Genomic DNA, 21596 nt, shown 5'->3' with positions numbered 1-21596 from the left:
GTACACCACTCCACCAATCAGGACACAAAGGCGTCAAACAAGGGCGCACGGAAGCCCTTTGACGCCAAGGAGCACCCCTGCGGGCAGCACGGAGCGTGACCAAGGTCACCATATGAATAGTTTTGATCGAGTGTGCATTTCTATTTCCGTGTGTCACGGAAAATGCACGGTCCAATGCCGAGAGTTTCCGCCTGATAGCGAAAGCACGCTCGGTGAACGGATCAGTTCGGCCGGGTGATCAGAGTCGTCAGAAAAGCGAGATCGACTTCTTCGAGCGACCCCACGACCACCCGGCCGCGCGCGGGCGCGATCGGGGCCACGGACGGCACCGCCACCACCCGGCAGCCGGCGGCCTCGGCGGCCGCCACCCCGGTCGCGGTGTCCTCGACGACCGCGCATCTCCAGGGATCGGCGCCGAGCCGGGCCGCGGCGTGCAGGTACGGGTCGGGGTGAGGCTTGGTACGGGGCACCTCGTCGCCCGCCACGGTGAGCGTGAACATGTCGCGGCCCAGCGTCTCCAGGACCCGGTCGATGATGCGCCGGTGCGAGGCGGAGACCAGCGCGGTGGGCACCTCGTGCGCCGCGAGCTCGGCGAGCAGCCGGGCCGCCCCCGGCATCAGCGGCACGCCGCGACCGATGCGCTTCTCGAAGCGGTCGTTCAGCAGCACCGTGAGCTCGGGCAGCGTGATGTCCGCGCCGGTCACCTCGATGAGATAGCCCGCGCTGCGCGTCATCGGCCCGCCGACCACCACGTCGCGCCACGCCTCGTCCAGCACATGGCCCAGGTCCGCGAAGACCTCTGCCTCGACCTCCCACCAGAAGCCCTCGGTGTCCACGAGGGTGCCGTCCATGTCGAGGAAGACGGCCTGCAGTGCGGAGCCTTCGGCCGTACGGGTACTGGGCGCGGGGACGGTACTGGTCATCCGGGCACACCTCCTGAAGGGACGAGAAGGCCGGCCGTCTCCCCAGGGGGGAGGCGACCGGCCTGCGCTGGACCGACCAGTGTACGACTCGTCCGGGTCTAGCGCGCGTTGAAGTACTTCGCCTCGGGGTGGTGGATGACGATCGCGTCGGTGGACTGCTCCGGGTGCAGCTGGAACTCCTCCGACAGGTGGACGCCGATCCTCTCCGGCTGGAGGAGGTCCGCGATCTTCGCCCGGTCCTCCAGGTCGGGGCAGGCGCCGTAACCGAGGGAGAAGCGCGCGCCCCGGTACTTCAGGGCGAACATGTCCTCCATCGCCTCGGGGTCCTCGCCGCCGAAGCCGAGCTCGGAGCGGACCCGGGCGTGCCAGTACTCGGCGAGGGTCTCGGCCAACTGCACCGACAGCCCGTGCAGTTCGAGGTAGTCGCGGTAGGAGTTGGCCTCGAAGAGCCTGGCGGTCTCCTCGCCGATGCGGGAGCCGACCGTGACCACCTGGAGGCCGACCACATCGGGCTCGCCGGCCTCCTCCGGGCGGAAGAAGTCGGCCAGGCACAGCCGGCGGCCGCGCCGCTGGCGGGGGAAGGTGAAGCGGGTGCGCTCGGAACCGTCCTCGCCCAGCAGGATCAGGTCGTCGCCCTTGGAGTGGCAGGGGAAGTACCCGTAGACGACGGCCGCTTCGAGGAGGTTGTTGGACTGCAGGTGGTCGAGCCAGCCGCGCAGGCGCGGACGGCCCTCAGTCTCCACCAGCTCCTCGTAGGTGGGCCCGTCGCCGTTGCGGACCTGCTTGAGGCCCCACTGCCCCTTGAAGAGCGCGCCCTCGTCGAGCCAGGGCGCGTACTCCTTGAGCTGAATGCCCTTCACCACCCGGGTGCCCCAGAAGGGCGGGGTGGGGACCGGGTTGTCGGTCGCGACGTCGGAGCGCACGGAACCCTCCGGCTCCTCGACCTCCAGGACGGCCGTGTCCTTCTTCGCCACACGGCGCTGCTTGAGCTCGGGAAGGGCCGCGCCGGGCACGCCGCGCTTGACGCCGATGAGGGCGTCCATCAGGCGCAGTCCCTCGAACGCGTCGCGGGCGTAGCGGACCTCGCCCTCGTAGATCTCGTGCAGGTCCTGCTCCACGTACGCCCGGGTCAGTGCCGCGCCGCCGAGGATGACCGGGAAGTCCGCGGCCATCTTGCGCTGGTTGAGCTCCTGAAGGTTCTCCTTCATGATCACTGTGGACTTGACGAGCAGGCCGGACATGCCGATGACGTCGGCCTTGTGCTCCTCGGCGGCCTCCAGGATCGCGGAGACGGGCTGCTTGATGCCGAGGTTGACGACCGTGTAGCCGTTGTTGGACAGGATGATGTCGACGAGGTTCTTGCCGATGTCGTGGACGTCGCCGCGGACGGTGGCGAGCACGATGGTGCCCTTGCCCTCGTCGTCCGTCTTCTCCATGTGCGGCTCCAGATGAGCCACCGCCGTCTTCATCACCTCGGCGGACTGGAGCACGAACGGCAGCTGCATCTGGCCGGAGCCGAACAGCTCACCGACGACCTTCATGCCCGCCAGGAGGGTGTCGTTGACGATGTCCAGGGCAGGGCGGCTCTGGAGGGCCTCGTCGAGGTCGGCCTCCAGGCCGTTCTTCTCGCCGTCGATGATGCGGCGCTGCAGGCGCTCGTCGAGCGGGAGGGCCATCAGTTCCTCGGCGCGGCCGGCCTTCATCGACTTCATGTTGACGCCCTCGAAGAGGGCCATGAGCTTCTGGAGCGGGTCGTAGCCCTCGGCGCGCCGGTCGTAGATCAGGTCGAGCGCGACCTTGACCTGCTCCTCCTCCAGGCGGGCGATCGGCAGGATCTTCGAGGCGTGCACGATCGCCGAGTCCAGGCCGGCCTTGACGCACTCGTCGAGGAAGACGGAGTTCAGGACGACACGGGCGGCCGGGTTGAGGCCGAAGGAGATGTTGGACAGGCCCAGGGTGGTCTGCACGTCTGGGTGACGCCGCTTGAGTTCGCGGATCGACTCGATCGTGGCGATGCCGTCCTTGCGGGACTCCTCCTGGCCGGTGCAGATGGTGAAGGTCAGGCAGTCGATGAGGATGTCCGACTCGTCGATGCCCCAGGTGCCGGTCAGGTCCTCGATCAGCCGCTCGGCGATGGCGACCTTGTGCTCGACGGTACGGGCCTGGCCCTCCTCGTCGATGGTCAGCGCGATCAGGGCGGCGCCGTGCTCCTTGGCGAGCGCGGTGACCTTGGCGAAGCGGGACTCCGGGCCGTCGCCGTCCTCGTAGTTGACGGAGTTGATGACCGCGCGGCCGCCGAGCTTCTCCAGACCCGCCTGGATGACGGCCAGCTCGGTGGAGTCCAGCACGATGGGAAGGGTGGAGGCGGTGGCGAAACGGCCGGCCAGTTCGGCCATGTCGGCCACGCCGTCGCGGCCCACGTAGTCGACGCACAGGTCGAGCATGTGCGCGCCCTCGCGGATCTGGTCGCGGGCCATCTCCACGCAGTCGTCCCAGCGGGCTTCGAGCATGGCCTCGCGGAACTTCTTGCTGCCGTTCGCGTTGGTCCGCTCGCCGATCGCCATGTAGGCGGTGTCCTGGCGGAAGGGGACCGACTGGTAGAGGGAGGCGGCGCCCGGCTCGGGGCGCGGCTCGCGCTGCGCCGGGGTGAGGTCGCGGGTGCGCTCGACGACGGCGCGCAGGTGCTCGGGCGTCGTGCCGCAGCAGCCGCCGATGAGGGACAGGCCGTAGTCGTGGACGAACGTCTCCTGGGCGTCGGCGAGGCCGACGGGACCGAGCGGGAAGTGGGCGCCGTCCTTGGTGAGCACGGGAAGGCCCGCGTTCGGCATGCACATCAGCGGCGTACGCGAGTGGCGGGCCAGGTAGCGCAGGTGCTCGCTCATCTCGTCCGGACCGGTCGAGCAGTTCAGACCGAGCAGGTCGATGCCCAGCGGTTCCAGGGCGGTCAGGGCGGCGCCGATCTCGGAGCCGAGCAGCATGACGCCGGTCGTCTCGAAGGCGAGCGAACAGATCAGCGGCACCTGGATGCCCAGGGCATCCATCGCCCGGCGTGCGCCGATCAGGCTCGACTTCGTCTGCAGCAGGTCCTGGGTGGTCTCCACGATCAGGGCGTCGGCGCCGCCGGCGAGCAGGCCCTCGGCGTTCTGCTGGTAGCCGTCCCGCAGGACGTCGTACGCGATGTGGCCGAGCGAGGGCAGCTTGGTGCCGGGGCCGATCGAGCCCAGGACCCAGCGCTGGCGGCCGTCCTTGGCGCCGAACTCGTCGGCGACCTCGCGGGCGATGCGCGCGCCGGACTCCGACAGCTCGAAGATGCGGTCGGCGATCTCGTACTCATTGGCCGCCGAGTGGTTCGCGCCGAAGGTGTTCGTCTCGACGCAGTCGACGCCGACGGCGAAGTACTCCTCGTGGACCGAGCGCACGATGTCGGGCCGGGTGATGTTGAGGATCTCGTTGCAGCCTTCGAGGTTCTCGAAGTCCTCGAGGGTGGGGTCCTGCGCCTGGAGCATGGTGCCCATCGCCCCGTCGGCGACCACGACCCGGCTGGCGAGTGCTTCGCGGAGGGCGTCGGCGCGGCTGCTGTGGCTGGCAGGCGTGGGGGTCGGCAACGAGGCCATGGATCTGCTCCCTGGAGTGCGACGGCTGTCGGCTTTGCGCCCTCCCGGCGGACGGCGCACCTGGCCAGCGTAGCCGCGACCCCGCCTGCGGCGTGAAGGCGTCCCACGAGGCGGACGGTGGCGCGTGCGGGCCGTGTTCTGATGGCTCACGGTCGCCGGGCGGGCCTCGGACGGTGACACCCAGTCGGCATGAGCCGATAGTGTTCAGCATTGTCGAACCGAGGTGGAGGTGGCCGAGCGTGGCGAAGAACATCCAGTCGCTCGAGCGGGCGGCGGCGATGCTGCGCCTGCTCGCCGGGGGCGAGCGCAGGCTCGGCCTGTCCGAGGTGGCCTCGTCCCTCGGTCTTGCCAAGGGTACGGCGCACGGCATCCTGCGCACCCTCCAGGCGGAGGGTTTCGTCGAACAGGACCCGGCGTCGGGCCGCTATCAGCTGGGCGCCGAGCTGCTGCGCCTGGGCAGCACGTATCTGGACGTGCACGAGCTGCGGGCCCGCGCGCTGGTGTGGACCGACGACCTGGCCCGCTCCAGCGGCGAGAGCGTCTATCTGGGCGTGCTCCATCAGCAGGGCGTCCTAATCGTTCACCACGTCTTCCGCCCGGACGACAGCCGGCAGGTGCTGGAGGTCGGGGCGATGCAGCCGCTGCACTCCTCCGCGCTGGGCAAGGTGCTGTCGGCGTACGACCCCGTGGCGCACAACGAGGTCGTCGAGAACGAGCGCAAGTCCTTCACCCCGCACACCGTCACGGACGCGGTGGACTTCGAGGCGGTGCTCGACCTGACCCGCGCGCGCGGCTGGGCCGCCGACGTGGAGGAGACCTGGGACGGGGTGGCCTCGATCGCCGCCCCCATCCACGACCGCCGGCGGATGCCGGTCGGCGCGGTCGGCATCACCGGCGCCGTCGAGCGGATCCGTGAGGGCGGGGACCTGCGCACCGACCTGGTGGCGGCCGTACGGGACTGCGCCCGCGCGGTGTCGCGGGACCTGGGCGCCAGCCGCTTCTGAGGCGGACTCCGCCGCCTCCTGGGAGGCTGGTAACGATCGGGATACCGGTCACGGAACTCTTGACGCGCGTCTTAACCGAGGGCAAAACTGCCGTTCATCGGTCGGCAATGCCGAACACCTACCGGCAATACGCGCTAGAGTGTGGCAACGCCAAGGGACCGGTCAGGCCCTCACCGAGGGCGCGGACCATCCGGAGGGACCCGGGGTTCGCCTTTCCCCTGGACGAAGGACAAAGGAGTCGCGGGTGTCCAGCTCCGACATCTTCATCGGCGAGATCATTGGTACCGCCGTACTCATCCTGCTCGGCGGTGGCGTCGTGGCCGCCGTCGTGCTCAAGCGCTCCAAGGCGCAGAACGCCGGCTGGCTCGCCATCACCTTCGGGTGGGGCTTCGCCGTCATGACGGCCGTCTACATGACCGGCACGCTGTCCGGCGCCCACCTCAACCCGGCTGTCACGGTCGGTATCGCGATCAAGGACGGCGACTGGAGCAACGCTCCGGTCTACTTCGCCGGCCAGATACTCGGCGCCATGATCGGCGCCGCCCTGGTCTGGATCGCGTACTACGGCCAGTTCCAGGCCCATCTCACGGACCCGGAGATCCTCGCGGAGCAGCCGGCCGAAGAGGGCATGGTCGACCAGAAGGCCGCCCCCAAGGCCGGCCCCGTCCTCGGCGTCTTCTCCACCGGTCCCGAGGTGCGCAACGTCTGGCAGAACCTCGCCACCGAGATCATCGGCACCGTCGTGCTCGTTCTCGCGGTGCTCACCCAGGGCCTCAACGACAGCGGCAAGGGCCTCGGCGTGCTCGGCGCGCTGATCACCGCCTTCGTCGTCGTCGGCATCGGCCTCTCCCTCGGCGGCCCGACCGGCTACGCGATCAACCCGGCCCGTGACCTCGGGCCGCGCATCGTGCACGCCCTGCTCCCGCTGCCGAACAAGGGCGGCTCCGACTGGGGCTACGCCTGGATCCCGGTTGTAGGCCCGCTGGTCGGCGGAGCGCTCGCCGCGGGTATCTACAACATCGCGTTCGCCTGAGCCGACCGGCCGACCCTCCAACAGACCTCCGGGAGCACACCGTGACCGACGCACACACCACCGGCCCGTTCATCGCGGCCATCGACCAGGGCACCACCTCCAGCCGCTGCATCGTCTTCGACAAGGACGGCCGGATCGTCTCGGTCGACCAGAAGGAGCACGAGCAGATCTTCCCGAAGCCGGGATGGGTCGAGCACGACGCGGGCGAGATCTGGACCAACGTCCAGGAAGTCGTCGCCGGCGCGATCAGCAAGGCGGGCATCACGCCCGCCGACGTCAAGGCGATCGGCATCACCAATCAGCGCGAGACCACGCTGATGTGGGACAAGAACACCGGTGAGCCCGTCCACAACGCCATCGTGTGGCAGGACACCCGCACCGACGCCCTCTGCAAGGAGCTCGGCCGCAACGTCGGCCAGGACCGCTTCCGCCGCGAGACCGGCCTGCCGCTCGCGTCGTACTTCGCGGGCCCCAAGGTCCGCTGGCTGCTCGACAACGTCGAGGGCCTGCGCGAGCGCGCCGAGGCCGGCGACATCCTCTTCGGCACCATGGACTCCTGGGTCATCTGGAACCTGACGGGCGGCACCGAGGGCGGCGTGCACGTCACCGACGTCACCAACGCCTCGCGCACCCTCCTGATGAACCTGCACGAGATGCGCTGGGACGAGAAGATCCTCCAGTCGATGGACATCCCGGCCGCCGTGCTGCCGGAGATCCGCTCCTCCGCCGAGGTGTACGGCGTCGCCAAGGCGGGCCCGCTGAAGGGCGTGCCCGTCGCGTCGGCGCTGGGCGACCAGCAGGCGGCCCTGTTCGGCCAGACCTGCTTCGCCCAGGGCGAGGCCAAGTCGACGTACGGCACCGGCACCTTCATGCTGATGAACACCGGCGACACGCCCGTCAACTCGTACAACGGCCTGCTGACGACCGTCGGGTACCAGATCGGCGACCAGAAGCCCGTCTACGCCCTCGAAGGCTCGATCGCCATCACCGGCGCGCTCGTCCAGTGGATGCGCGACCAGATGGGCCTGATCAAGTCGGCCGCCGAGATCGAGACGCTGGCCTCCTCCGTCGAGGACAACGGCGGCGCGTACTTCGTACCGGCCTTCTCCGGCCTCTTCGCCCCGTACTGGCGTCCCGACGCCCGCGGTGTGATCGCCGGCCTCACCCGGTACGTCACCAAGGCGCACATCGCCCGTGCCGTCCTGGAGGCCACGGCCTGGCAGACCCGCGAGATCAGCGACGCCATGACCAAGGACTCCGGCGTCGAGCTGACGGCCCTCAAGGTCGACGGCGGCATGACCTCCAACAACCTGCTGATGCAGACGCTCTCGGACTTCCTGGACGCACCGGTCGTGCGCCCGATGGTCGCCGAGACCACCTGCCTCGGCGCCGCCTACGCCGCCGGCCTCGCCGTCGGCTTCTGGTCCGGCACCGACGAGCTGCGCGCCAACTGGCGCAGGGCCGCCGAGTGGACCCCCCGCATGGACGCGGCCACGCGGGACCGCGAGTACAAGAGCTGGCTCAAGGCCGTTCAGCGGTCCATGGGCTGGCTCGACGACGAGAGCTGACGAGGAGTTACCAACATGACCACCCTGCAGAGCGTCCCGGCCCTCGGGACGCGCCCGGCCGACGGCTGTGCCACGACGAGCCGCGCCGAAACCCGGGAACACCTTTCCAAGGCGACGTACGACCTCCTGGTGATCGGCGGCGGCATCCTGGGCATCTCCACCGCCTGGCACGCCGCCCAGTCGGGACTGCGGGTGGCCCTGGTGGACGCCGGCGACTTCGCCGGCGCCACCTCCTCCGCCTCCTCCAAGCTGCTCCACGGCGGACTGCGCTATCTGCAGACCGGCGCGGTCAAGCTGGTGGCGGAGAACCACTTCGAGCGGCGCGCCGTCTCCCGTGACGTCGCGCCGCACCTCGCCAACCCGCTGACCTTCTACCTCCCCGTCTACAAGGGCGGCCCGCACGGCGCGGCCAAGCTGGGCGCGGGCGTCTTCGCCTACTCGGCGCTGTCCGCCTTCGGGGACGGCGTCGGCCACGTGATCAGCCCGGCGAAGGCCGCGCGTGCGGTGCCCGAGCTCCGTACCGACGACCTCAAGGCCGTCGCGGTCTACGGCGACGACCAGATGAACGACTCGCGCATGGCCCTGATGACGGTCCGTGCCGCCGTCGCCTCGGGCGCGACCGTCCTCAACCACGCCGAGGTCACCGGCCTGCGCTTCACCAACGGCCGGGTCACCGGCGCCGAGCTCAAGGACCGCCTGGACGGTGCGGAGTTCGGCGTGACGGCCCGTCTGGTGCTCAACGCCACCGGGCCGTGGGTCGACCACCTGCGGAAGATGGAGAACCCGAACGCGGCGCCCTCGATCCGGCTCTCCAAGGGCGCGCACCTGGTGCTCAAGCGCACCGCCCCCTGGCGGGCCGCGCTGGCCACGCCGATCGACAAGTACCGCATCACCTTCGCGCTGCCGTGGGAGGACCAGCTCCTGCTCGGCACGACCGACGAGGAGTACGAGGGCGACCCGGCGGACGTCGCGGTCACCGAGAAGGACATAGCCCAGATCCTGGACGAGGCCGCCTTCTCGATCCGCGACCAGCAGCTCTCCCGCGACCTCATCACGTACTCCTTCGCGGGTCTGCGGGTGCTGCCGGGCGGGCCCGGTGACACCTCCAAGGCCAAGCGCGAGACGGTCGTCACCGAGGGACGCGGCGGCATGCTGTCGGTGGCGGGCGGCAAGTGGACGACGTTCCGTCACATCGGCCGCACCGTCATGAACAAGCTCGCCGCCCTGCCCGGCCACCCGCTGGGCGAGGACATGGAGCCGGTCTCCCGGCTGCCCAGGAAGCTGCCGCTGCCGGGCATCTCCAACCCGAACGCGGTCGCGCACCGGCTGCTCGTCGACGGCGGTACGCCCGGTCCCCGGATGGCCGCCGACACCGCCCGCCACCTGGCCACTCACTACGGCTCGCTGTCCTTCGACATCGCGCGCCTGGCCAACGAGGACCCGGCGCTGGCCGAGCGCGTCCACCCGGACGCGCCGGAGATCTGGGCGCAGGTCGTCTACGCCCGCGACCACGAGTGGGCCGAGACGGCGGACGACGTACTGCGCCGCCGTACAACGTTGACAATCCGCGGCCTGGCCACGGACGAGGTCCGCGCCAAGGTGGAGGACGTGCTGGGCCGCAGGGCCTGAGGCGGGCACACGGGGGGACGGGTAAGGGGCAGCCGCCCGGGCGGCTGCCCCTTACCCGTCCTGCGGGACACGGCGGTTGATCCGGCGGGCGCAGGGCACGCTTCCCGCATGCGCATCAGGCGTCACCGCGCCTGGTGGAAGCCGTAAGGTTGATGCGTGCACAAGGGAACGTCGAAAGGGGGCGCTGGGTGATCGAGCTCGAGGGGGTTCCCGAGCTGATCGACCCGGTCATGGTGGCCGCGTTCGAAGGCTGGAACGATGCCGGCGACGCCGCCTCCACCGCGGTCGCGCATCTGGAACGGGAGTGGAAGGGCGAGGTCTTCGCGGCGCTCGACGCCGAGGACTACTACGACTTCCAGGTCAACCGGCCCACGGTGTTCCTCGACGGTGGGGTCCGCAAGATCACCTGGCCGACCACACGGCTGTCCGTGGTGCGCATCGGCGGCGACAAGCCCCGTGACCTGGTGCTGGTCCGCGGCATCGAGCCGTCGATGCGCTGGCGTTCGTACTGCAACGAGATCCTCGGCTTCGCGCACGAGCTGGGCGTCGAGATGATCGTGATCCTGGGCGCGCTGCTCGGCGACACCCCGCACACCCGGCCGGTGCCGGTCAGCGGTGTGACGTCGGACGCGGACCTGGCGCGGACCATGGATCTGGAGGAGACCAAGTACGAGGGTCCCACGGGCATCGTCGGCATCCTCCAGGAAGCCTGTACGCACGCGGGGGTACCCGCGGTGAGCCTGTGGGCGGCCGTGCCGCACTACGTGTCGCAGCCGCCGAACCCCAAGGCCACGCTGGCGCTGCTCAACCGCCTGGAAGACCTCATCGACCTGCGGATCCCGCTCGGCGAACTGCCCGAGGACGCCCGGGCGTGGCAGGTCGGCGTGGACCAACTGGCCGCCGAGGACAGCGAGGTGGCGGAGTACGTCCAGTCGCTGGAGGAGGCGCGGGACACCGCGGAGCTCCCCGAGGCGTCCGGCGAGGCGATCGCGCGCGAGTTCGAGCGGTATCTGAGGCGGCGTGACGGCGGTCCCGGCCCCGGGCACGCGACGGACGGGAGCGAGGGCACCGGTACCTACCTGCGCGACAGCTCCGGCGGCCGTGCGCGGCCCCCGAAGCCACCGCGCGCGGAGCCGGCCGAACCCCCTCAGGGCACGGACGAGGCGGACGACTCCCCGGAGGAGTAGCGCGTACGAAGCGACGCGGCGGCGGGGCGGTGCCATCGGGCGCCGCCCCGCCGTCGCGTCGCGGTGTCCGGCGCCGAGCGCTGCCGCCCCCGGCCCTCCTGGAAGAGGGCCGGGGGCGGCAGCGCTGCGAGAAAGCGGCTACAGAGCCACGCCCAGCAGTGCGTCGACGGCGCGCGAGACGACGCCGGGGGCGCCTTCGTCCGTACCGCCCTCGGACGCCTGGAGGGCGGCCCAGCGGTCCACGGCGGCGAGCGCGGCCGGGGCGTCGAGGTCGTCGGCGAGCGCCTCGCGGATCTCGTCCACCAGGGCGTCGGCGGGCGGCCCGTCGGGGCGGGAGACGGCCGCGCGCCAGCGTCCGAGCCGCTCCACGGCGTCCTCCAGCACCTGGTCCGTCCACTCCCAGTCGGCCCGGTAGTGGTGCGCGAGCAGCGTGAGGCGGATCGCGGCCGGGTCCACGCCGTCGCGGCGCAGCTTCGACACGAAGACCAGGTTGCCCCTGGACTTCGACATCTTCTCGCCGTCCAGGGCGACCATTCCGGCGTGCACGTACGTCTTGGCGAACGGGTGCTCGCCGGTCAGCGCCTGGGCGTGGGACGCGCCCATCTCGTGGTGCGGGAAGGCGAGGTCGGAACCGCCGCCCTGCACGTCGAAGCCCATCCCCAGGTGGTCCAGGGCGATGGCGACGCACTCGATGTGCCAGCCGGGCCTGCCGCGGCCCAGCGAGGCCCCGTCCCAGCTCGGCTCGCCCTCACGGGCGGCCATCCAGAGCATCGGGTCGAGCGGGTTCTTCTTGCCGGGGCGCTCGGGGTCACCGCCGCGCTCGGCGGACAGCAGCCGCATCGCGTCGGCGTCGAGCCCGGAGACCTTGCCGAAGTGCGGGTCGGCCTCGACGGAGAAGTACACGTCCCCTTCGAGCTCGTACGCCGCGCCCGCGTCCCGCAGCCGCTCGATGAGCGGCACGATGCCGGGTATCGCTTCGACGGCGCCGATGTAGTGGCGCGGGGGGAGCATCCGCAGGGCGGTCATGTCCTCGCGGAACAGCGCGGTCTCGCGCTCCGCGAGTTCGGTCCAGTCGTGTCCGTCGCGGATCGCCCGCTCGAGCAGCGGATCGTCGACGTCCGTGACGTTCTGGACGTAGTGAACCTGCCGCTTGGTGTCGAGCCACACGCGCTGTACGAGGTCGAACGCGTTGTAGGTCGCCGCGTGACCGATGTGGGTCGCGTCGTACGGCGTGATGCCGCAGACATAGATTCGGGCGACGGGACCGGGGTCGAGGGTGATCGACCCACCGGTCGCGGTGTCGTGGATCTGGAGGTCGCGGCCCTTGCCGGGCAGGGCGGGGACCTCAGAAGCGGGCCAGGCATGCATGCCTTGAGCGTAACCGGACGCACGTTCCGGATACGAACCGGATACGAAATCGTGTCCGGTGAGCCACTCTTGCGCGAACCCGCCCGGCGTGCCTAGACCGGCGGCCAGGGGATGGCCGGCCAGTCGCCGCTCGGCTCCGGGTGGCGCCCGGTCTCCCGCAGCGCCGCGACCCGCCCGCGCAGCGCCTCCAGCTCCGCCGCGGTGATCAGTTCGGCCATCCGGGTGGCGAGCGGGCGCCCCGGGGCCAGTTCCGCCGCCAGCCGGGCCAGCACCTCGACCGCCTCGGCGGTCAGCGGCTCGCCCGCCCAGCCCCACAGCAGTGTGCGGAGCTTGTCGTCCGCGTTGAAGGTGACCCCGTGGTCGATGCCGTACAGCTGCCCGCCCGGGGCCGGCAGCAGGTGACCGCCCTTGCGGTCCGCGTTGTTGATGACCGCGTCCAGCACCGCCAGCCGGCGCAGCCGCGGATCGTCGGCGTGCACGAGCAGCGCCGTGCGCCCCTCCCCCACCTCGGCGTACGCGATCGCCTTCCAGCCCTCGGCCGGCTCCTCGTCCTCGACCAGGGCCAGCAGTCCCGCGTCGGGCCCCTCCGGGGCCGTCTCGATCCACAGCTGGCACATGCCCTCGCCGTACGGCCCGTCCCGCAGCACGGTCGGCGGCACGAGCCCCCACCCGGTCGCCTCGGAGATCTCGTACGCCGCCACCTCGCGGCGGGCGAGCGTGCCGTCGGGGAAGTCCCACAGCGGCCGCTCACCGGCGACGGGCTTGTAGACGCAGGACGCCGACACGCCGTCGTGCTCGATCCCGCAGTACAGCACGGCGTTGGACGCCTCGCGCACGCGTCCGCGCACCGTGAGGCTGCCCTTCGCCAGCACGGTGAGCAGGCCGTCGGGCGGAGTCACGCCCCGCGGCGGTATCCGTTCTGGCGCGGACATACGTGTCCCTCCGGGTCGAGCGGCAGGCTGCACAGCGGGCACGGCGGGCGGCCGGCGTTGACGACGTCGAGGGCGCGCTTGGCGAAGGCACGGGCCTGCGCGCCGCTGAGCCGGACCCGCAGCATCGGCGGTCCGTTCTCCTCGTCCTGGAGCAGTCGTTCCTCGGCCTCCGCGAGGTCCTCCTCGGTCTCCACGTCGAGCTCGACGAGGGCCTGCGCCTCGACGATCATGCGCTGTTCCTCGCCGTCCCAGGCGAGCGCCATCGTGCCGACGCGGAACTCCTCCTCGACGGGGGCGTCGAGGGGGGCGCTGTCGGTGACGTCGGCCGGGGCCACGGCCGGCACGGGGGCGTTGCCCCCGGTGCGGCGTACCACTTCGTCGAGCAGCTCGTCGATCCGCTCGGCGAGCGCCGCCACCTGGGTCTTCTCCAGGGCGACGCTGGTGACACGGCCGGCCGCGGATGCCTGGAGGAAGAACGTACGGCGTCCAGGCAGCCCGACCGTACCGGCGACGAAGCGGTCCGGCGGGTCGTAGAGGAATACCTGACGGGACACGTCCTGTCTCCCTTGAGATCGTCGATCCCGCAGCCGGCGGGGACGCCGGTGTCGAAATCGTCTGTATGCGCGGTCGTGGGGCGCGTCCACCCTACTGCGCGGAGCGATCACGGTGCGCCCGCGCCGCCCCCTACGGCCGCGTCCCCGTCGCCGCCGTTGTCGCGCGGCGCCAGCGAGGAGAGGTCGCCGGTGTCGCCGAGCCGCACGAGAAATGGCCGCAGCCCCGTGTACCGGATGGCCGTCAGGGAACACGGGTCGACGTGAATCCGCTGGAAGAGGTCGAGATGAAGCCCGAGCGCGTCCGCTACGACGGACTTGATGATGTCCCCGTGAGAGCACATGAGATACACGGCGTCCTCGCCGTGCTCGGCCTCGACGCGCGCGTTCCACTCCCGTACGGCGTCGACCGCGCGGGCCTGCATGGCCCGCATCGACTCACCGCCCGGAAACGTCACGGAGGAGGGGTGCTGTTGCACGGCGGCCATCAGCGGCTCGTCGGAGAGCTCGGCGAGCTTGCGGCCCGACCAGTCGCCGTAGTGGCACTCCCCGATCCGCTCGTCGGTGTGCGACGCCAGTCCGGGGCGCGCGTCGAGCAGCGGCTGGAGGGTCTGGCGGCAGCGTTCGAGCGGGCTGGTCACGACGGCGGCGAGCGGCACGCCGGCCAGCCTGCCGGGCAGCGCCGCCGCCTGTGCGGCGCCGCGCTCGTCGAGCGTGACGCCCGGCGTCCAGCCGGCGAGCAGTCCCGCGGTGTTGGCGGTGGAACGTCCGTGGCGTACGAGGATCAGCGTGGCCATGTCGGCCAGCCTAGGCGGAATGCGGCTCCGGGGTGTGCCGGGGTCCGTACCGGGGGAGGATGCGCGCCGTGATCGTCGACTGTGCCATTTACCGTGAAGGGTGCCGCACCGAGGGCCCTTCCGACTTCTCCGACGCGCTCGCCGACGCGCGGTCGACCGGGGACGCCTTCCTGTGGATCGGGCTGCACGAGCCGACCGAGAAGGAGTTCGATCTCGTGACGACCGAGTTCGGGCTGCACCCGCTGGCCGTAGAGGACGCCCTGCGCGCCCACCAGCGGCCCAAGCTGGAGGTGTACGACGACTCGCTCTTCGCGGTGCTGAAGCCGGTGATGTACGAACCGGAGAGCGACACCGTGACGACGGGCGAGCTGATGGTCTTCGTGGGCGACTCGTTCGTGGTGACGGTGCGGCACGGCGAGGGAGCCCCGCTGGCGGCCGTACGCGACCGTCTGGAAGCCGAGCCGCAGGTGCTGCGGCACGGTCCGACCTCCGTCCTGTACGCCGTCAGCGACGCGGTCGTCGACCACTACATAGAGGTCGGCGCGGAGCTGCAGACCGACCTGGAGGAGCTGGAGGCGGAGGTCTTCGCCCCGGTCGGCCGCGACGCGACGAACACCGCCGCGCGGATCTACACCTTCAAGCGGCAGGTGCTGGAGTTCCGCCGTGCGACCGGGCCGCTGGCCCAGCCGATGCTGCGGCTGTCGAGCCCCGGCCTGCCGTTCGTCGACGAGCACGCCCAGCCCTTCTTCCGGGACGTCAGCGACCACCTGACCCGCGCGAACGAGCAGGTGGACGGGCTGGACCGGCTGCTGTCGGACATCCTGTCCGCGCATCTGGCGCAGATGAGCGTCCGGCAGAACGACGACATGCGGAAGATCTCGGCGTGGGCGGCGATGGCCGCCGTACCGACCATGGTCGCGGGCGTGTACGGCATGAACTTCGACCACATGCCGGAGCTGCGGTGGGTGTGGTCCTACCCCGCCGTCATCCTGCTGATGGTGCTGTGCGAGGTCGGGCTGTTCCGGCTGTTCAAGAGCCGCGGCTGGCTCTGACGCCGCCGCGGCGCGGCGGCGCGGCGGCGCGGCGGCGTACGGAACGACCGTTCAGACGACTCCGACGTGAGCCGCGGCTGGCTCTGACGCCGCCGCGGCGCGGCGGCGCGGCGGCGCGGCGGCGCGGCGGCGCGGCGGCGCGGCGGCGCGGCGGCGTACGGAACGACCGTTCAGACGACTCCGACGGCCGACGTGGCCGGGCCTCCCAGCGCGTCGCGCCGTTCGGGCGTCGTCAGGCTCACCATGCGCCGCCAGCCGCCGAGGCGCTCGTAGGCGTACATGGCGTGGATGCCCGCGGCGAGCGCGGCGGACTTGGGCTTCGGCCACTTGAGGATGCGCCCCATGTGCGCCATGACGGCGAGGCTGACGTCGCGGTAGACGCGGCACTCCTCCAGGGCGCACTCGCGCAGGACGCGCAGGATGGTCCGACCGTGGCCGGCGCGGGCCAGCCGGAGCAGCTCCTCGTGGCAATACGCGAGGTGGTTCTCCTCGTCGTCGCAGATCATCCTGATCGGCCGGCCCACCTCGGGGTGGTCGCCGAAGTACTTGACCAGCATGTCCATCTGGTCGGCCGCCCGCTGCTCGGTCACCCGGCTGTGCGAGAGGTAGACGAGGATGTCCTCCTCGGTCAGCGGCTCGTCGCGGCGGAGCTTGTCGTGGGCGAGGCCGATGCCGCGCTGTTCGAGCAGCATCGTGTAGTCGGTCCCGGGCGGGACGGGGACCGGGTCGAGCCCCCGCTTCTTGAGCAGGGCGTTGAACAGCCGGCCGTGCTTGTCCTCGTCCGCGCCGTGCCGGGTGATCTTGGGGGCGAGGTGTCTCATGCCGTCGGGCACGAGGGCCGCGATGCGGCCGTTCTCCCAGCCGCCCTGGGTCTCGCCGCTCGCGGCTATGGAGCAGAAGAGCTGGAAGGAGTCGTCGTCGTCGAGGATTTCCTGGAAGAGACTTCGGGCCGACAGCATCAGTGCTTACCTCCGTGTACCTCCGGGCAGGCGTCCGCAAAGAACAAGTCAAGAGCGGTACGGGAGGGCAGGCAACAGGGGCGGCGGTCAACTGCGCCGTACGAATGAACCCCGCGGTGGTACGGGCGCGTAACCCCAGCGGGCCCGGCGGCGTTGTTGTGCATGACGGCCGTGGCGGGGAAGACCCCCGAGCCCCCACCACGGCCGCAGACTTTCTCTCCGCCGCCGCGCCCCGCGCGGGACTACGCCAGACCGGCGCGCTCCAGGGCGTCGGTGCCGGCCCGCAGGGCGGTGATCCGCTCGTCGAGCGTGAAGCCGGCGGGGGCCAGCGTCAGCGTCGTCACCCCGGCCTCGGCGTACGCCTGCATCCGCTCGGCGATCCGCTCCACGGAGCCCAGCAGGGCCGTCTGGTCGATCAACCGGTGCGGGACGGCGGCGGCGGCGCCGGTCTTGTCGCCGGACAGGTACTTGTCCTGGATCTCGGCGGCTTCCTTCTCGTAGCCCATGCGCTGCGCGAGCTGGTTGTAGAAGTTCTGCTTGCGGCTGCCCATGCCGCCGACGTACAGGGCGGTGTACGGGCGGAACATGTCGGCCAGCGCGGCCACGTCGTCGCCGACCGCGAGCGGAAGGGTGGGGCAGACGTCGAAGCCGTCCATCGTCTTCCCGGCCTTCTCGCGGCCCGCGCGGATGTGGCGGAGCGCGGTGTCCTCGATGTGCTCGGCGGACGGGAAGATGAGCAGCGCGCCGTCGGCGATCTCGCCGGTCTGCTCCAGGTTCTTGGGGCCGATGGCGGCGATGTAGAGCGGGATGTGCTCGCGCTGCGGGTGGACGGTGAGCTTCAGCGGCTTGCCCGGCCCGTCGGGCAGCGGCAGCGTCCAGTGCTCACCCTCGTACGACAGGCGCTCACGGGTCATGGCCTTGCGGATGATCTCGACGTACTCGCGGGTGCGGGCCAGCGGCTTGTCGAACTTGACGCCGTACCAGCCCTCGGAGACCTGCGGGCCCGAGACGCCGAGGCCCAGGCGGAAACGGCCCCCGGAAAGGGAGTCGAGGGTGGCGGCGGTCATCGCGGTCATCGCGGGCGTACGGGCCGGGATCTGGAAGATCGCGGAGCCGACGTCGATGTTCTCGGTCTGGGCGGCGACCCAGGAGAGCACGGTGGCGGCGTCCGACCCGTAGGCCTCGGCGGCCCAGCAGACGTCGTAGCCGAGCCGGTCCGCTTCCTGGGCGACGGCCAGATTGTCGCCGTCCATCCCCGCGCCCCAGTAACCGAGGTTGATGCCGAGCCGCATGCCGCTCCCCTTACTGATCAGTAACGTCCCTGTTGCCGGGGACTCTAGCGCGCGGGGCGGCGATCCGTCAGGGGGCGCACGCGTCCACCGGACTTGTCCACAGGTCTCCTGCCCGCGGGCCCGCGGCCAGTAATCTCGCGGCCATGGAGCAGAGGCATCTCGGCCGCACGGGCCTGCGCGTATCGAGGATCGGGCTCGGCACCCTCACCTGGGGCCGGGACACCGACGAGCACGACGCCGCCGACGTCCTGAAGACCTTCTGGGACGCGGGCGGCACGCTCGTCGACACGGCGGACGTGTACGGCGACGGGGAGGCGGAGTACCTGCTCGGGCAGCTCATGGAGCGGCTCGTGCCGCGGCGGGACCTGGTCATCGCCACGAAGGCGGGCAGCGTGCCCGATCCGGACCGGCGCTTCGACGGGTCGCGCGGCCACCTGCTGGCGGCGCTCGACGCGTCGCTGGAGCGGCTCGGCACGGACCACGTGGACGTGTGGCAGGTGCACGCCTTCGACGCGGCGACACCGCTGGACGAGACCCTCCAGGCGCTCGACCTGGCGGTGGCCAGCGGACGGGCGCGGTACGCCGGGGTGTCCAACTTCTCCGGCTGGCAGCTGGCGAAGGCCGCGACCTGGCAGCTCGCGGCGCCCGGGGTACGCACCCGGCTGGCCAGTACCCAGATGGAGTACTCCCTGCTCCAGCGCGGTGTGGAACGGGAGGTGCTGCCCGCCGCGCTCGACCTGGGCGTGGGACTGCTGCCCTCGTCGCCGCTCGGCCGGGGCGTCCTGACGGGCAAGTACCGGCGCGCGGTCCCGCCGGACTCGCGCGGCGGGTCGCAGCACCTGGCCGGGTTCGTCGCGCCGTACCTCGACGAGGCGTCGGGCCGCATCGTGGACGCGGTCGCGACGGCCGCCGACGGGCTCGCCACGACCCCGTTGCAGGTGGCCCTCGCGTGGGTCCGCGACCGGCCGGGCGTGGTCGCCCCGATCGTGGGGGCGCGCAACGCGCAGCAGCTCGCGGCGGCGTTGTCAGTGGAGGCGCTTAGTCTTCCAGACGAGATCCGCCGGGCGCTCGACGACGTGTCGGCGCCCGTGCACCGCTATCCCGACCAGGACTGGAGCACGCTGTGACCGCGCTTCCCCGGGGGGCAACCCCCGGATCCCCGGCCGACGACCGCGACGCCGCGGCGCCGGCCACCGAGCCGGCCCCCACGCCGGCGGTCCCGGCGCAGGGCCCCGCCGGGGACGTCGAGAAGCCCCGCACCGGGCCGCTGCCCGCCACCGGGGCCGACGCCCCGGGCGACGCGGACGCGGCGGAGCACCCGAAGGACTTGACCGAGGACGCAGGTACCGACGTGCAGCACGACGAGAACACCCCCGAGCCCGCCGCCGGCCCCGCGCCGGCCGGCGGCGACAGCTCCGACGACCGTCCGGCCGGGGAGGCGCGGGCGCCGGGCGGAGCCGACGCCGCAGCCCCGGACGCCGGGACGCCGTCCGGCGAGGCTGACGGCGCGGCGCAGGCTTCGGGTCCGGTGGCGGGCGCGGAGGACGAGGAGGGCGCGGAGGCGATCGGCGCCGGTCCGGACGCCGAGTCCGGGCAGGCCGCCGCCGGGGCGGAGGCGGGGCCCCAGCTGTCCGAGGCGGAGGCGGAGCTCGCCGCCCAGCGGGCGTTGCGGGAGCGGATCGAGCGGCGCAAGGCCGAGAAGACCGCGCCCGTCGAGGCCGGTGCCAAGCTCAGCGGCCAGGCGGCCGATCTGCTGGCCGCGGTACGGGCCGTGGAGAGCGGCGCCAGGGCAGGGGACACGCCCTTCGCGCCGGCGCCCCCGCCGCGCCGCGTCGCGCCCGCTCCCCCGCCCGGCCCCGGTGCGGGTCCGGCGGTGGCGCCGCCGGCGGAGCGGGCGGCCGTCGCCGCACCCGAGGCGGTGGCATCGGTACGGGCCGTGCTGGCCGAGGGCGGGGCGCCGGAGGCTCTGGCCGCGTCCGTCGCCGGCGTACTCGGGGAGCAGGCCGGACAGGTCCTGCGCGACGACCCGTGGCAGCTGCTGTCCGTGCCGGGGGTGCGGCCGGAGCAGGCCGACGGATTCGCGCGCGCCCTGCTCGGCGCGGAGTGCGGGCCCGGCGACGAACGCCGCGGCGCCGCGCTCGTCGGCTGGCTCCTGGAGCGGGCGGCGGTCCAGGGCCACACCGTCCTGGAGTCCGGCGCCGTCCGCAAGGCACTGGCGGAGCACAGGGTGCCCGACCCGGACGAGGCCGTGGAGCACGCCGTCTCCGAGGGCGTCGTGCTGGTCTTCCAGGACGGCGCGGTGGACGAGGCCGCCGACGGCGAGGAGCCGGTGGAGGTGCTGCTGGGGCTGGAGCGGTACGCCCTCGCCGAGGAGAGCCTCGCCGACGGCCTCGCCCGGCTGGCCAGTACGTTCGCCGACGAGGGGTCCGGCGCCTGGGACGCGGGCTCCGCCCCGCCCTCCGCCACCGAGCTGATCCGCGCCGTCGCGTCGAACGGCCTGGTCGCCCACAGCGGCGGTGAGGCCGCCCGCGCCGAGCCGGCCGCCCTGGTCGCCGTGGCACGGGGGCTCGGCCTGCGGGCGTACGCCGCCTCGCACAGCGCGGACGGCCGCCGCCGTCTCGGCGCCGCCCTCGACGACGCCTCGGCGTCGGTGACCGTCTCCGGTCTGCTCGCCGGCGTCGAGGGGCCCGGCCGGGACGCGGAGGGCGCGCTCGCCCTCGACCTGCTGGTCGTGCTGGACGCGCCGCAGCTGGACGTGGAGAGCGCCGCGGTGCTCGTGGAGTCGCTGGCGGACGGCACCCGGCTCGTGCTCAGCGGCGATCCGGGCGTGCTGCCCTCCGCGGGGGCGGGCCGGGTCTTCGGGGACCTGCTGGCCGCCCGCGCGTGCCCGGTGATCGTGTCGCGTACGCCGGACCCCGGCCCGATCGGCGAGCTGGTGTCCGGCATCGGGATCGGGGAGCTGAACCAGGTCGAGGCGCCCGGCAAGGAGGTGGTGATCGTCCCGGTCCGCGACGCGGGCGAGGCCGTGCACCGCAGCGTCCAGCTGGTCGCGGACTCCGTGCCGCGCGCCTTCGGGGTGTCCCCCGCCCAGACCCAGGTCATCACCCCCGGTCACGGAGGTTCCGCCGGCACGCGCGCGCTGAACGCGGCGCTCAAGCAGCGGCTCAATCCCGGCCCGGGCCGGTTCGGCGGCTTCGACCCCGGCGACCGGGTCGCGTACGTCCCGGCCCCCGGCAGGACGCTGCCCGCCACGGTGGTGTCGGCGGACGCCGAGGGGCTGCACCTCGACTGTGAGGGCACGCCCGTCGTCGTACCCAAGGAGCGGGTGGAGACGGCGGTGCGGCACGCCTGGGCGCTCACCGCGCACCAGGCGACCGGGATGCGGTGGCCCGCGGTCGTGGTCGTCCTGCCGGGCGACGCCGCCCCGGCCCTGAGCCGCCCGTGGATCTACACGGCGTTCAGCCGCGGGGAGCGCCACCTGTCGGTGGTGCACGGCGTCGACCAGGCGCTGCCGCGCGCTGTGGCCGAGATTCCGGACCGGCCGCGTACGACGCGCCTGCGCACCCTGCTCCAGCCACCGGTCCAGCCCCGCGCGGAGGAGGCCACGGAGGCGGACGCCGGGCAGAGCGCGCCCTGACGGGGTCCTGAAGAGGCCGGAGCCGGGCGGGCCCGGCTCCGGCCGGTCCC

Annotated in this window: 16 protein-coding genes; 8 read left to right on the top strand and 8 right to left on the bottom strand. The window is 72.1% G+C overall.

Annotated features, from left to right (window positions below):
* Window positions 1-221 precede the first annotated feature (221 nt).
* Entirely contained in the window at window positions 222-923 is a 702-nt protein-coding gene (locus E2E34_RS00575) for an HAD family hydrolase (RefSeq protein WP_138899910.1), read from the bottom strand.
* A 98-nt stretch (window positions 924-1021) separates the two neighbouring features.
* Complete coding sequence (gene metH / locus E2E34_RS00570; protein ID WP_138899909.1) at window positions 1022-4537, bottom strand: methionine synthase; 3516 nt, start codon at window positions 4535-4537, stop codon at window positions 1022-1024.
* A gap of 239 nt (window positions 4538-4776) precedes the next feature.
* On the opposite strand from metH, the gene E2E34_RS00565 reads away from it, so the two are divergent.
* From E2E34_RS00565 to E2E34_RS00545, 5 genes are all read left to right on the top strand, one after another.
* The gene (locus E2E34_RS00565) at window positions 4777-5541 is read left to right on the top strand and encodes an IclR family transcriptional regulator (RefSeq protein WP_138899908.1); all 765 of its coding nucleotides are present in this window, start codon (window positions 4777-4779) and stop codon (window positions 5539-5541) included.
* Between the two features lie 244 nt (window positions 5542-5785).
* Window positions 5786-6574: an MIP/aquaporin family protein gene (locus tag E2E34_RS00560; protein WP_138899907.1), complete on the top strand. Its 789-nt coding sequence runs from the start codon at window positions 5786-5788 to the stop codon at window positions 6572-6574.
* A 41-nt stretch (window positions 6575-6615) separates the two neighbouring features.
* Window positions 6616-8142, top strand: a complete 1527-nt coding sequence (glpK, locus tag E2E34_RS00555) for a glycerol kinase GlpK (RefSeq protein ID WP_138899906.1) — start codon at window positions 6616-6618, stop codon at window positions 8140-8142.
* A 15-nt stretch (window positions 8143-8157) separates the two neighbouring features.
* A complete protein-coding gene (locus tag E2E34_RS00550; RefSeq protein ID WP_138899905.1) occupies window positions 8158-9771 on the top strand; it encodes a glycerol-3-phosphate dehydrogenase/oxidase in 1614 nt (537 codons plus the stop codon).
* Between the two features lie 188 nt (window positions 9772-9959).
* A complete protein-coding gene (locus tag E2E34_RS00545; protein ID WP_138899904.1) occupies window positions 9960-10958 on the top strand; it encodes a PAC2 family protein in 999 nt (332 codons plus the stop codon).
* 138 nt (window positions 10959-11096) lie between these two features.
* Here the strand turns inward: E2E34_RS00545 and mshC are convergent, their stop codons facing one another.
* The 4 genes from mshC to E2E34_RS00525 all read right to left on the bottom strand — a co-directional run bounded on the left by mshC (window position 11097) and on the right by E2E34_RS00525 (window position 14606).
* A complete protein-coding gene (gene mshC, locus E2E34_RS00540) occupies window positions 11097-12326 on the bottom strand; it encodes a cysteine--1-D-myo-inosityl 2-amino-2-deoxy-alpha-D-glucopyranoside ligase (RefSeq protein ID WP_138899903.1) in 1230 nt (409 codons plus the stop codon).
* Window positions 12327-12418: 92 nt separating this feature from the next.
* Complete coding sequence (locus E2E34_RS00535; RefSeq protein ID WP_138899902.1) at window positions 12419-13258, bottom strand: SCO1664 family protein; 840 nt, start codon at window positions 13256-13258, stop codon at window positions 12419-12421.
* The gene (locus E2E34_RS00530) at window positions 13222-13812 is read right to left on the bottom strand and encodes a DUF3090 domain-containing protein (RefSeq protein WP_138894543.1); all 591 of its coding nucleotides are present in this window, start codon (window positions 13810-13812) and stop codon (window positions 13222-13224) included. Before E2E34_RS00530 ends, E2E34_RS00535 begins: the two co-directional genes overlap by 37 nt.
* A gap of 107 nt (window positions 13813-13919) precedes the next feature.
* Window positions 13920-14606: a histidine phosphatase family protein gene (locus tag E2E34_RS00525; RefSeq protein WP_138899901.1), complete on the bottom strand. Its 687-nt coding sequence runs from the start codon at window positions 14604-14606 to the stop codon at window positions 13920-13922.
* A 59-nt stretch (window positions 14607-14665) separates the two neighbouring features.
* Between E2E34_RS00525 and E2E34_RS00520 the strand changes: the two genes are divergently transcribed.
* A complete protein-coding gene (locus E2E34_RS00520) occupies window positions 14666-15658 on the top strand; it encodes a magnesium and cobalt transport protein CorA (protein ID WP_138899900.1) in 993 nt (330 codons plus the stop codon).
* A gap of 170 nt (window positions 15659-15828) precedes the next feature.
* Here E2E34_RS00520 and E2E34_RS00510 read toward each other — a convergent pair whose 3' ends face one another.
* Together E2E34_RS00510 and E2E34_RS00505 are read right to left on the bottom strand one after the other, a co-directional pair.
* Window positions 15829-16617 carry a ferritin-like domain-containing protein gene (locus E2E34_RS00510; RefSeq protein ID WP_138899899.1) on the bottom strand — a complete coding sequence of 263 codons (789 nt, stop codon included), beginning with the start codon at window positions 16615-16617 and terminating at the stop codon, window positions 15829-15831.
* Window positions 16618-16859: 242 nt separating this feature from the next.
* Window positions 16860-17909 (bottom strand): LLM class F420-dependent oxidoreductase, encoded by a 1050-nt coding sequence (locus tag E2E34_RS00505; protein ID WP_138899898.1) that lies wholly within the window; start codon window positions 17907-17909, stop codon window positions 16860-16862.
* Window positions 17910-18052: 143 nt separating this feature from the next.
* On the opposite strand from E2E34_RS00505, the gene E2E34_RS00500 reads away from it, so the two are divergent.
* Both E2E34_RS00500 and E2E34_RS00495 read left to right on the top strand, forming a co-directional pair.
* Complete coding sequence (locus E2E34_RS00500; RefSeq protein ID WP_138899897.1) at window positions 18053-19036, top strand: aldo/keto reductase; 984 nt, start codon at window positions 18053-18055, stop codon at window positions 19034-19036.
* Window positions 19033-21546, top strand: a complete 2514-nt coding sequence (locus E2E34_RS00495; RefSeq protein ID WP_138899896.1) for an ATP-dependent DNA helicase — start codon at window positions 19033-19035, stop codon at window positions 21544-21546. The genes E2E34_RS00500 and E2E34_RS00495 overlap by 4 nt, the downstream gene beginning before the upstream one ends.
* Window positions 21547-21596 lie beyond the last annotated feature (50 nt).

It is taken from the genome of Streptomyces albidochromogenes (genome assembly GCF_005981925.1).
Taxonomy (GTDB): Bacteria; Actinomycetota; Actinomycetes; order Streptomycetales; family Streptomycetaceae; genus Streptomyces; species Streptomyces albidochromogenes.
This window is presented reverse-complemented; position numbering and strand designations above follow the sequence as displayed.